This window comes from Massilia sp. DJPM01 (genome assembly GCF_030348125.1).
Lineage (GTDB): Bacteria > Pseudomonadota > Gammaproteobacteria > Burkholderiales > Burkholderiaceae_D > Telluria_A > Telluria_A frigida.
Map to the genome: position 1 here is coordinate 122,666 of NZ_JAQOZV010000008.1, position 12,414 is coordinate 135,079.

Genomic DNA, 12,414 nt, shown 5'->3' on the forward strand with positions numbered 1-12,414 from the left:
GGCATTAATTTGCCCGACTGCCGCGCACGCTGAAGCGGCTTGCCGCCACCACCGTGTCGTGCGCGTCCACCAGCGCCAGTTCATGTTCGCCGGCCACCGGCTGCCAGGCGTGGCCCGCGCTGGCCGCGCCCAGCGCCACCCCATCGAGACGCCACGCCAGCCCGGCCGCACCCTGGGCGCGGAACACCACCCGCTCCAGCCCCGCCGGGATATCCGGATCGATGGCGATCACGCTGGCCGGGCCGGGGTACAGGATCGCGGCGCGGCGCTGCTGCGCTCCCAGCAGGGTCACCTGCGCGCTCTCGGTGCCGCGCACAAACCATTCCCTGCGCGGCGCTTCGAAGGCCGGCTGGTAGCCGACCACCTGCTGCACCAGCCCTGCTGGCGCGGCCGGGGCGCGGCTTGGCGTTTGCCGGTGCAGGAAGTCCATCACGTCGCGCCACACCGGCGCCGCGCCGGTCACGCCGGACACGTCCCACATCGGGCTGCCGTCGAAATTGCCGACCCAGACCGCCACCGTGTATTTTTCAGAATAGCCGACGCACCAGTTATCGCGCATGTCCTTGCTGGTGCCGGTCTTGACCGCGCTCCAGAACGCCGTGGCCAGTTCGTTACGCAGGCCGAAGGTGAGGCTGCGCGCCGCCCGGTCCGACAAGATATCGCCGACGATGAACGCTGAACGCGCATCGAGCACCCGTGTTTTCGCTTGCGGAGCGCGCGCCTGCAAGGTGACGCTGCCATGCAGGCCGCCGTTGGCCAGGGTGCGGTAGGCGTTGGCCAGTTCGAGCAGCGAGACGTCGCCCGACCCCAGCGCCAGCGAATAGCCGTAAAACTCGGCCGGCTCGGAAAGGCTGTCCATGCCGAGCGCGCGCAGGCGGGCGTGGAAGCGCTCCAGCCCAGTAAGCTGGAGCATGCGCACCGCCGGCACGTTGAGCGAACTGGCCAGGCTGGTGCGGGTGCTGACCCAGCCCTTGAACTGGCGATCGTAATTCTGCGGCACGTACGGCCCGGCGGCGGTGGCGATTTCGAGCGGCGAATCGTCTTGCAGCGAGGCGGCGGTGATCCAGCCGCGTTCCATCGCCAGCTGGTACAGGAAGGGTTTGAGGGTGGAGCCGGCCTGGCGCAGGGCCAGCACGCCGTCGACTTCACTGGCGCCGCCGTTGGCGACATAGGCGACGATCTCGCCGCTGGCGTTATCGAGCACCACCAGCGCGCCTTGCGTCACGTTGCGCTCGCGCAGGGCCGCCAGATGCTGGCGCAGGCTGTCCTGGGCCTGGCGCTGCAAGCTGGCGTCGAGCGTACTGCGCACCTGGCGCGCGGCGCCCTTGAGCAGGCGCTGGGCCACCTGCGGTGCCTGCGCCTGGCCCGCACTGGCGGCAGGACGGGAAAACGCCGCCGCCACATCCCACTCGATGCCGGCGCAACTGGCGGCCGGGTTGATTTCTTTCGCCAGCACGCAGGCGCGCTGCGCCACCACGCGCGGCGGCGCCGACGGCGCGCGCAACAGGCTCGCCAGGATCGCCGACTCGGCCTGGTTCAGCCCCGACGGCACTTTGCCGAACAGCCCGCGCGAGGCCGCGCCGATGCCTTGCAGCTCGCCCCGAAACGGCACCAGGTTCAGATAGGCTTCCATGATCTGGGCCTTGCTCCAGCCGGCTTCCAGCTCGCGCGCGGCGCTGGCCTGGTCCCATTTCTGGCCCCAGCTGCGTCCTCCCGCGCTGGCGCGCAGGCGCTCATCGAGCAGCGCCGCCAGCTGCATCGTGATGGTCGAGGCGCCGCGCGCGCGGGTGCGCAGCAGGTTGTCCCAGGCGGCCTTGCCGAGTGCGCCCACGTCCACCCCGTCGTGCTGCATGAAGCGCCGGTCTTCGGCGTGCACCAGCGCCAGGCGCATGGCCGGTGAAATATCGGCCAGGCCCACCCACGGTGCGCGCCGCAGCGTCATGTCGGTGCGCAGCGACTGGATCGGCACGCCGTGGCGGTCGAGCAGCTCGGCGTCGGACGAGCGGTAAGCCGCCCTCACCTGCTCCGGCGTGGGCACGGCCAGCGCGTTGGCGCACGCCAGCAACAGCAGCGCGGCGATACACCGCATCAGCGTCCCACCTCGATAGGCGCGTTGGGCAGTTCGCCCGCCAGCTCGGGGCTGTACAGCGCTTCGACCCGGGTCGGCGGCAGGTTGAAGCGGCCCTGGTTATTCAGGCGCACCGTGTACCCGACGCTCAATTTGCCTTTCGGGACAAAATCGTAATAGGCGCGGAAGGCGTCGAAGCCGCGTTCCTCGAACACCGGTTGCAGCGACAGCTCCTGGCGCTCGGCGCCGGGCAGGGTCTGGGCATCGCGTCCCAGGCCGTTGCCGAGAATGGTGGCGCTGGCCGGAATCGGGTCGTCCAGCGCCACCCAGGTCATGTCGGCCTGCGCTTCGATGTCGAGCCGCACGCGGTAGCTGTCGCCGCGCGACCAGGCGCCCTTGACCTTCTGTTCCAGCGGCGTGATGGTCTTGACGATGCGGTAGCCGTTCGCCAGCGGCGCCTTGAGTTCCACCGCCGCCAGGCTTTGCACGATGGCCCATGGCTTGCCGCCGCCGTTGTGGGACAGGACCAGATCCTGCTGGCCGGCGCCCCACGGGTGGTTGACCACGGAGACGCCGCGCGCGTTCCAGTTGGCTTCCTTGACGGTGCTGCCGAGGCGCGCGCTGCTGCTGCCGCTGACCGCATCCGGCTCGAACTTGCGCGAGAATTTGTCCAGCGCCAGCACGCCCCAGGCGTTGGCCAGGGTCGAACCCCAGCGCCCTTTCTGCTGGCGTCCCAGGGTCCCGCGCGCGAGGCGCCCCATGTCGCCCTGCCAGGCCGGATCGTCGATCACCGCCAGCAGCAGGCGGTTGGCGTTGATGTCGGGCGAGGCCATGATCCACCACCAGCTGTCATTCTTTTCGGTCGAAAACGACAGGCTCGCCCCTTGCAGGTTGACGCGCGCGCGCAGCACTTGCTGCAACTGCGCCAGCTTGGCGTCGCGCTGCGCCAGCGCGGGACTGCGCTGAAGGATCAGGTACCAGTCGATGACGGCCGAGGTGGGCCACAGGTTCGGTTCGATGGTGAACGATTCGAGCAACTCGGGCGCCACCGGGCGCGTGCGCGACAGCGCCTCCAGCGCCGCCAGTTTGCGCACCGCCGTATCGACGCGGGCGGTGCGCGCGCTGCGCACCACGCGTCCCTGGACGAACTGGCGCAAGCCCTCTTCCATGCGTTCCCTGAGCGCTGGTGCAAGCGGCAGGCCGGCTTCGGCGCTGACCGACAGCAGGTAGGCGGTCAGGCTGTCGCTGCCCTTGGTCTGGGTTGGGTAGTACTTGGCCAGGCCATCGGCGTCGAGCTGCGACGGCAAGGCCGCCGCCAGCATATTCCACAGGGCCGGGTCGCGCAGGGCCACCGCGCGCGAGGCATCCTGCTCGACGCCGCGATACGGATAGGCTGACATGAAATCGCGCACGGCGGGCAGGCTGTCGCCCAGGCGCGCCACGAAGGTTGCGCGCACGCCGCCCTGGCCGGGCAAGGCGTCCGCCGGCGACTGTATTTTGAGCGTTTGCGGCTGGTCCAGGCGCACCAGGGTGGACTGGAGGGTGCGCACCGGTACCGCCGGCAGCACCGTCTGGCTCACGCGCAGCTGGTCGGCGCTGCCGGCGCCACGGGCGTCGATGGTCCATGCAAGCGCGCTGGCGCCGGCCGGCACCTGGACATCCCAGCCGGCTTCCTGCGCCTGGCCGGGTGCCAGGGTCAGGCTCTGGCGCGCCAGCGCTTTGGCGGCGCCGCCGTCGGCGGCCACGCTGGCGCCAAAATCGACCTTCAACGCGGCGTCGGTGGTGTTACGCAAGGTGAAGCCGGCACGCAGGCGGTCGCCGGCGCGCACCACCGAGGGCAGGCCCGGCACCACGATCAGATCCTGGCTGCTGCGGATCTCGGTCGATCCGGTGCCGAACAAGCCGCTGCCGCCGCTGGCCACGGCCACGATGCGGAACGACGTCAGCGTGTCGTTCAGGGTCAGCGGCACGCGCGCCTCGCCTTTGGCGTCGAGGACGACGCGCGGCTTCCACAGCAGCAGCGTGTCGAACAGCTCGCGGCTTCCTTTGCCGCCGCCACCGCCGGTGGGCACCGCCTTGCGTCCGAAGTGGCGCTTGCCGACCACCTGCATCTGCGCGGTCGAGGTTTCCACCTGGAGTACGCGTTCCTGCATCATCGCGTTCAACAGGCGCCAGCTATTGTTGGGCATCAGTTCGAGCAGGCCCGTATCGACCGCCGCCAGCGCCACTTCGGTGCCGGCAGGTAGCGGCGAGCCATCGGCGCGCGTGACTTTCACGGTCACGGTGGCATGCTCGCGCACCTTGTAATCCTGCTTGTCGGTCGACACCTGCACCTTCAGTTCATGCGCGCTCCAGCCCACCCGCACCGGCGCGATTCCCAGCTTGTAGGAAGGTTTACCCAGGTCGACCATGGCGGTCGGCTGCACCCCGGCCACGCGGCCGCGCACCACCATCGCCGAGACGAACACGTTGGGCGCGTACTTGCCCAGCATGGGAATGGTGAAGGCCGGCTCCTTGCCGTCCAGGCGCCGCACATAGGTGTCGAGAATGCCTTCGCGTTCGACCGTGATCAGCACGGTGGCGTCGCGGAACGGGCTGCGCACCTGGAAGGTGGCGTCCTGGCCCGGTTCATAGCGCTTGGCCGATGGCAGCAGGTCGATGCGGTCGTTGTCGCCGGCCCGGTACCACCATTCGCCGCCGCCGGCCACCCACACGTCGCGCTGGCTGACGGCGACGCGCTGCTGGCTGTCGACGACGCGCGCGCGCAGCACCAGGTTGCCGTCGTCCGATGCCTTGACGGTGCAACGCAACAGGCCTTTGGCATTGGTGCGGCCCTCGCAGGCCGGCCCGATGCGCGTGATTTCGCTGCTGTTCTCATAGGCGTAAAAACCGCCGATCAGGCGCCGCCGGTGGGAATAGTTCATGCGCTTGAACAGGTCGACATCGACCGCCACATTCGGCGCAGGCTTGCCGCCCACGCCCAGCACCACCACCTCGAAGCTGACGCTGTCCTTGCTGTCGGCCCAGTCGTCCGGTTTGATGCCGACCACGTAGGACGAGGGCCACAGCGCGATCCGGGTTGACGTCGACAGGGTCTCGCCGTTGGCGTCCTGGTACGACACTTCGGCCACCAGGTCGCGCGCGCGCTCGCCCACGGGGAGTTTATCGATCGTGACGCGCGCGCCGCCGGCCTTGTCGAGCGCCAGCGCGCGGGTGCGGATGTCGGCGCCTTTGACCGCGCCTTCACCGTCGTCGTAGGTGGCATCTTCGTCGTAGCCGGCTTCGTTTTGCACGCCTTCGCGCACGTCGCCGGCGTCCAGGTTGTAGTCGTCGTAGCCCTCGAACCAGACCACTTTTTCCTCGGTCAGGGTGCGCAGCTTGACCGGCGCCTTGCCGGCCACGCCGCCTGCCAGGTAGCCGACCTGCAAATCGAGATCGAACGAGGTGGCGCCGATCAGCGGCGTGGCCGGGCCGTTCAGCAGCGCCTTCATGGTCGGCACGCGGAACTGCTCGACCCGGAAGGTGCCGGCCAGCTGGCCCGCGATCTTGACCTCGTACACGCCCAGCTTGGCGCCGGCGGGAATGAGCCATTCGTTGTCGGCGCTGCCGGTGGCGTTCCAGCGCAGCGGCAGCTCGTAGCTGCCGTCGCCACCCTGGTGCGCGACGGTCACGGTGCTGGCGCGCGCCTCGGGGCCGGCGGTTTCAAATTCGATGCCGCGCGAGGCGTGGCGGCGCAGGAAGTGCTTCATGTGGACCGTTTCGCCGGCGCGCAGCAAGGTGCGGTCGAATACGGTGGCGACGATGGTGGTGCTCTGCGCGGGATTGAACGGCAGGTTGAAGCGCCACGATTCGATCCCGTTTTGCCAGCTCGATAAAGTGAAGGTGTAATCGGCGCCGCTGCGGGCGCTGATGAACAGGTTGTTGCTGCCCTTGCAGACGCCGCGCGCCAGCGGTTTGTCGATGCGCGCCACGCCGCTGGCGTCGGCCACGCCCTGCCACAGCAGTTTCCCGTTACAGTCGCGCACCGCGACGGCCGCCTTGGGCACCGGGCGGCCCTTGTCGAGCGAGGTGACCCACACCAGCGACGAGTCGGCGCCATGCTTGAAGTGGGCCGCCAGATTGGTCACCAGGGCCGCCGCACTGACGTAGGCCCTGGTGTTTTTTGCGTCGAACAGGGCCACGCCCAGCTTGGGGCTTTCCAGTTCGACGACGTAAAAGCCCGGCTTGGGCAGCGGGATGCCGATTACCTCGAACGCGCGCCCGCCACCCGGCGCCGGCAAGGAAAATGGCTCCGGCTTGCCGTTTTTCAGGCCGGCGAAGACCGACTTCTTGAGCTCATCGCCCGACAGTTCGCCGACCTGCCAGCTGTCGCCGGCCAGGCGCTTCATCCAGGCCATCACGTCGAGGTCCTGGCGCTCGCCCTGCACGTCGACGCGCAGCATGGCGCCGGCGCTGCGCAGCTTCCCGGTCAGCTTCGCTTCGATGTTGCGCACCGTGACCGGCAGCAGGCGCTCGGTGCGCGCTTCGATGATGCCGAAACGGGCCGGGAACTTGAGCAGCGGCGGCAGCGCATCGATCGCGATCGTCATCGGGAACTGGCCCTGGTTGACCAGCGCGCGGCCGGCATCGTCCTTGATCCCGGGCGGCAGCACCAGTTTCAGGCTGCTTTTCTCGGCGAAGGGGCCGCGGAAGGACAGGTAGCTGACCGGGGCGCTGGGCGCCGTGCCGCCATCCCAGGTGGGACGATACTGTTTGCCGTCGGCGCCGGTAAGTGTGATTTTGTCGGCGTCGGCGCGCGTGATCGGTGCGCTGAAGGAGAGGCGCAGCGGGGTAAGCGGAATGCAGGGACCGTTGGTGGTCAGGTAGTCGCAGATAAACTGCGCGCTGAAGTCGCGCCGGGTGGTAAAGGCAAGCGCCTGGTCGGCACCGGAGGCGACGCCGCCCATGCCCTCGATGCCTGCGGCCCAGACCAGCGACACGGCGGCGTTGGCCGGCAAGCTGCGCTTGCACTGCACCAGCGCCAGCGGCAAGTCATCCTTGCCCTTGGGCGCCGTGCCGCCGCGCTGCACGTAATCCTTGATATAGCGCTCGACATAGCTTTTGCGCGCGGCCAGCACCTGGTCGCGTTCGGGCCCGGCCAGCACCCGCACGCCGATCCGTTCGTTGATGCCTTCCACCCCGCAGTAGGCCTTGGCGGCGATGCTGGCCGGACGCGCCGGGGCGTCGAGCGCCAGCATGAACACCTGCTGCTCGTCGACCGGGTAGCCCTGGCGCGGGCTGCTTTCGCGCACGCCCGGCCCGCCGGTATCGAAAGCGAAGCGCGTGGTGCCGGCCAGCGGCTGGGCAGCGAGGTCGCGCGCGTCGGGCTTGAGGGTGAAGCTGCAGCGCACGCCGGGCGGCACATCGCGCGCGAAATCGTAGCTCCAGATGCGCGCGTCGATCCAGCGCCCGCTGCCCGGTTCCAGGCAATCGATGGCGAACGGTTCGGCCAGGCGCTGGTCGCCGAAAGCCACCATGGGGGCGGAAAAGCGTGCCGTCACCTGGCGCACGGCTTTCACCGGGCCGGTCGGCGTGAACGCCTCGACCGTCGTCTGTGCCTGCGCGGCCAGCGCCACCCAGGCCAGCGGCAGCAGGGTCAATAATTTGGACGGGGCGCGCATGGGTTCTCCAGGAAAGACGGTAGCCAAGCTTGCGGCCGCACGGCGCGGGCAGGCTTGGCGGGAATCAAGACAGGCGGCGAGTGTTGCAAACATCCCCGGGGCTGTCAACAATATTAATGTTTTGATACGCGCCGTAACGGATGCCGGTCGTTTTCAGAAGGCGACTGCGCGAATGTCAGGAGTCGGCTGCATCGACTGAATTGTGCCTTGCGCGTACTCGCATGATGGACTGGCGAGTCGAACCGTAATCACGGGCAACCTTAGCCACTGACTCGCCAGCTATGAGGCGTACCATGGCATCGGCTTGCTGCGCTGTCGTCAACGCTGGCCGCCGTGCGCGGCGTCATCGGCAACCTGATGTCCGACGAAATCAAGTGCCGCGAGCGGCCCTACGACATCCATTCGTTGTCGCGCCTGCTCCCAGGCAGCATCCGGCAGTGTCAAGACCCCTTGCTCGGCTATGCGCTGTATTTCTGTTGCCACGCCCGCACCTCACTTCTGTGCATAGGAGTATTCAGCATAGTCGATGATGGTGAAGGCCGCTACTGACAAAAGTAAGTCAGGATTCCTGTGCACAGTCGCCGTCTGGGCCAGCAAAATGGTGCAGTCGCCTTCTGAAAATGACAGCCGGCCCGCGAGCCCGTCCGGCGGCAAGGACTTCCCCGCCCTCGGGGGCGGGGCTAGGGGCGGGGGAATCCACGCGGTTTGGCAGCATCACGCATCTGCCGCCGTGTCAAATTCCACTAGCTAGAAACGGCATAGCCTATTTTTCTGGAGCAACCAACCGTCGTCTTGATTCTCGGTATAATTATCGTCCGTTCCCGCTGGTGGCGTATTGCAGACGTGGACCCAGCTAGCCGTTATAGGATGAATCCCTTCGATGCCGTTTTCTGTAAATGATCGAGAAATACTTCGTGCAGTCAAAGGGGTCGGGCCGATGGTCATCGCTCGACTTGAGCAAATGGGATATTCGGATCTGGAGCAACTGGCTGCCGCAGACGTCCAAGACATTGTAGAAAGAGCCGCCGCGCTTGTTGGCTCATCATGCTGGAAGAATAGTCCTCAGGCGAAGGCGGCGATTCAAGCCGCCATCAACGCCGCTACCCGCGCCAACAAGACAATGGTTGAGTCTGGACCGGTCCAAAAGTCGCCACTGTCCGACGATGCCGGCCGCGAACTCGGGAGCATAGCAAACCTCGGCCCCAAGTCCGCGGCCATCCTCGCGGCAGCGGGAATCCACTCCTTGGAGCACCTTACAATGCTTGGCTCAGTTGCGGCCTTTGCGATGGCCAAGCGCTCGGGAGCACGTGTCAGCCTCAATCTCTTGTGGGCAATAGAAGGGGCTCTCACTGGCGAATCTTGGCAAACAGTAGCGCGCGAGCACAGGGTCAGCCTTTTGCTGGCGTTGGACTCCTATGGAACTGGCGGATAACGATGACGACAGTAGCACAGTAGCAGCGGCTCCGGCCTTCGTCCCCACAGCGGTGGTATGTGAAAAGGTGGAGGAAGCCCCGTGCAAAGGGGCAGCTTCCATTGCAGTTGGCTAGCGATAGTACGGCGAGCGCATGTCCCTGCTCGCGGCCTCGGTCACGTTCGCATCAAATACACGGGTGTAGAAAGCGGCGTTCAGCGCAGCGGCCTCCGTCGGGAAGTAGTCCACTGCAAACTTGCGGGCATTTTCGACCGTGTCGAACGCATAGAGCCCGCCTGGAGTTCCGCTATGCACACCGGACAGCCAGGTTTTCGACAACAGGCCTGGCTGGCGCTTCAGAATCGGATTGAGCTTGCGCCAAGGCACGGCTTGGTCGAAGGGCAAGGCATGCAGCTGCACTTCCGTATAGACGTAGGCACCGGGCTTGACGTCGGACTTGCCATCATAGTGAACCGAGTTCAGCTCCCGGCTTGCCACTTCGGTCGCTGCAGCGTCGAATACGCGTGTCGTTTGTGCGACGCCAAAGCTGCGTGCCTCTTCCGGGAAGTAGCCTGTCACGAACTTCTGCGCGTTTTCGATCGTGTCAAAGGCATACAGCCCCCCTGCGGAATTGTTGCCGACGCCAGCAAGCCAAGTCTTGTTGATGAAGCCCGGCTGCCTCTTGATGCTGTCGTTGATTCGCTTCCACGGTACGATCTCGAACGGGACGGATATTTGTAGTTCAGTATAGACATACGCTTTGTGGGTCATGTTTTTCTCCTTTTGGATGGGGGTAGTTTGGGCGGCGACATTGAACGCGCCGAAAGCCGTTGCAAGGACGGTGACGGCGGCGAGCTTGAACGTGTTGTTTGCGGACACCATGCTGAATTTCATAGTCATGCGGGCTCTCTGTTAAGTTAAAATAACGATCACTACATAAAGATCGTTGATGCGGATATTAAATAACGATCACTACTTTGTCAATCGCTAAATAGCGATCGATATATTAATTGAGGGATACGATGCGACATAAAGGTGTGAACAAGGACGAAACTCGGCTCAGAGTGACCGACGCGATCAGTCGCGGTTTCCGAAAGCACGGCTTCGCCGGCGTCGGTGTGGATGCGCTGGCAAAGGGGGCGGGCGTTACATCGGGAGCCTTCTACTCGCACTTCGGCTCGAAGAGCGGCGCCTTCGAGGTCGCGCTCGGTGTTGGGCTTGACGAAGTGATCAGCGGTATTCCGCACTATCAGCGCGAATTTGGCGCCAATTGGGTGAAGGCGTTTGTCGATTACTACATGGGCAAGGCCCACCGTGAAGACCTCGAATGCGGTTGCGCGATGGCCTCCCTGACGCCAGAAGTTGTCCGTGCGGGAACGGACATGCAGGCCGTGTTCGAAGAAAAGATGAATGTGATTGTAGACATCGTCGCCCGGGGCTTGGAGGCCGAGAACCACGCTGCTGCACGCGCGAGGGCATGGGCGATGCTCGCTGTCCTGATCGGCGGCCTGAACCTTGCCCGTGCCGTGCAATGCCGCACGACCATCGGCGAACTTGCCAATGCCATCGCGGCAGCGGCCGTCGCGGCGGCCGGACCTTCATGCATCGTGAAGGACTTGACGCAATCTGCGCCGCGCGCAGTTCCCGGCCCGTCCAGCCGCGCCTAAGCACTAGGCGTGCTGGCAGAAATAGAGGCCGATACCAAGGCGGTGCTGAACATCTTGGTCAGTTGCAGATAGTGCTGGTTCACGGCGATGGAATGCAGGTCGGCGCGGATAAATGCAGGTTCATTTGCAGCTAATGCTGGTTTGAGAGGGCCGTCAGTTGCAGTTATTCCTGGCCGAGAATCGGGTGGAATGCTGGTCGGGCCGGTTTCAAATGCAGGTCACTACCGCTAGTGCCCAGCGCTGCGTCTGGTCATACCGAGGGTCGTGACCCGCCAGGTCCGCGTTACCGTCGAGCCGTTTGAGAGCAACGCCAGTGAGGTCGGCGAGCACCAAAGGCTCGCCCTTAAAGCGCAGCAAGTAGAAGGCATCCAGACTGGCCGTTGATATTTTAAACGTCCCGTTCATCGGCGACAGGTCATGCAGCATGGTTTCGGCCATTGCCACGTCCAAAGACATTCCGAAGTAGCACGAGTCATACTCGGGCGCAGGCGGCCCCAGCTTGGCGCCAGGTGCGTCAAAGCGACTTGCTCCAGAGTGTTGAAAATACGGCTCAACGGTGTTGTGGGTGCCGATGCGATAGAGCCTTGATGGGTCCAGGCATAGCGCGGTCAATGCGCCCGTACTCAGCATTGCGGGCGGCGCGGACAGCGCCTTTGTGCCCAAGGTTAGCGTTCCTGAAAGGCAGCGGCCGCGCGCAGGACTTGGTCGAGCTCACCCCGCACCAACGCCTCGATCGGAGTCAAGCCGTTGAGCGATTCCCTGGGAGATGTGAAAAATTCCCACTTGCTCGGGCCAGGCCAGTCCCCCAGCGCCTGGCATACGCGTTCAATGTGTTCGCGATTGCAGCGCGGATCGGCAAAAAATGCCGGATACACCTTGCGCCCCGAGGGCCCGTCCAGAGTAAACATGCGCTTGCTCTGAACGGCCTTTCCCAGCGCTTGCGTGGTCATTTGCAGCCGTACGGCCAGCACCGTGGAGGTGAGCAACAGGCCTTCGTCAAAGTCGCGCGTTCTGTTAGCAACTTCCTGCGCTCGCAGGTCGTACATGAATTGATCGTTCTCGCCGGGAGTCCGATTCCCTTTCGGTGCCGGGGGTGATGCGCGCACTACGCCCACCGTCGGCGCAATGCCCAGATCGGCCGAAAAGGATGTGATCAGTTTCTCGAGTTGTCCTGGCGTAAATCGTTTGACGCTCGGCGGCATCGTCGTGGCCGCGCCCGTTTCTGCGAGGGCATGTGGTCCGGAGCTATATGTCGCGCCCTTGCGAGGGGTAGTGAGCTTCAGCAGCATGTAGCCTTTGCCCAGATCACCCACCTGCTCGATCTTGTCGATCCAGTTGCCGCCCGGCCCGGGTCCGCCCGATTCCGTTGCAGAACCGGATGCTTGCTTCTTCCTTGCGATCGCCATGATTGCACCTTTCATTGTCGATGAGGGGATTAAACGCCGGCTTTCGCACGGGCGAAACCAATGAAACCAATGAAACCAGCGAATGTGCTATCGGACGGATACGGCAAAAATCCAACAACTGGGCCGGTTCCCGGTGATGCGCGCCGCGTCGGGAATGCCGCCTCTGGTTCCGCCCCCCAGGTTTCTGCCGGCCGATCTTGCG

The 12,414-nt window shown here is 65.2% G+C and carries 8 protein-coding genes; 3 read left to right on the forward strand and 5 right to left on the reverse strand.

What is annotated here, in order from left to right:
• Positions 1-4: 4 nt before the first annotated feature.
• Positions 5-2,089 (reverse strand): penicillin-binding protein 1C, encoded by a 2,085-nt coding sequence (gene pbpC, locus PO883_RS08075; RefSeq protein WP_289309291.1) that lies wholly within the window; start codon positions 2,087-2,089, stop codon positions 5-7.
• Positions 2,089-7,728: an alpha-2-macroglobulin gene (locus PO883_RS08080; protein ID WP_289309292.1), complete on the reverse strand. Its 5,640-nt coding sequence runs from the start codon at positions 7,726-7,728 to the stop codon at positions 2,089-2,091. Before PO883_RS08080 ends, pbpC begins: the two co-directional genes overlap by 1 nt.
• A gap of 357 nt (positions 7,729-8,085) precedes the next feature.
• Between PO883_RS08080 and PO883_RS08085 the strand changes: the two genes are divergently transcribed.
• Both PO883_RS08085 and PO883_RS08090 read left to right on the forward strand, forming a co-directional pair.
• Positions 8,086-8,277, forward strand: coding sequence for a hypothetical protein (locus tag PO883_RS08085; protein ID WP_289309293.1), 192 nt, complete (start codon positions 8,086-8,088; stop codon positions 8,275-8,277).
• A 331-nt stretch (positions 8,278-8,608) separates the two neighbouring features.
• Positions 8,609-9,160 (forward strand): TfoX/Sxy family protein, encoded by a 552-nt coding sequence (locus PO883_RS08090; protein WP_223164997.1) that lies wholly within the window; start codon positions 8,609-8,611, stop codon positions 9,158-9,160.
• 111 nt (positions 9,161-9,271) lie between these two features.
• Here PO883_RS08090 and PO883_RS08095 read toward each other — a convergent pair whose 3' ends face one another.
• On the reverse strand, positions 9,272-10,039 hold the full coding sequence (locus PO883_RS08095; protein WP_289309294.1) for a YdhR family protein: 768 nt from the start codon (positions 10,037-10,039) through the stop codon (positions 9,272-9,274).
• 122 nt (positions 10,040-10,161) lie between these two features.
• Between PO883_RS08095 and PO883_RS08100 the strand changes: the two genes are divergently transcribed.
• A complete protein-coding gene (locus PO883_RS08100; RefSeq protein WP_289309295.1) occupies positions 10,162-10,806 on the forward strand; it encodes a TetR/AcrR family transcriptional regulator in 645 nt (214 codons plus the stop codon).
• Positions 10,807-11,013: 207 nt separating this feature from the next.
• Here the strand turns inward: PO883_RS08100 and PO883_RS08105 are convergent, their stop codons facing one another.
• Together PO883_RS08105 and PO883_RS08110 are read right to left on the reverse strand one after the other, a co-directional pair.
• Positions 11,014-11,469 (reverse strand): RES family NAD+ phosphorylase, encoded by a 456-nt coding sequence (locus PO883_RS08105; protein WP_289309296.1) that lies wholly within the window; start codon positions 11,467-11,469, stop codon positions 11,014-11,016.
• Between the two features lie 2 nt (positions 11,470-11,471).
• A complete protein-coding gene (locus PO883_RS08110) occupies positions 11,472-12,212 on the reverse strand; it encodes a hypothetical protein (RefSeq protein WP_289309297.1) in 741 nt (246 codons plus the stop codon).
• Positions 12,213-12,414: the final 202 nt, after the last annotated feature.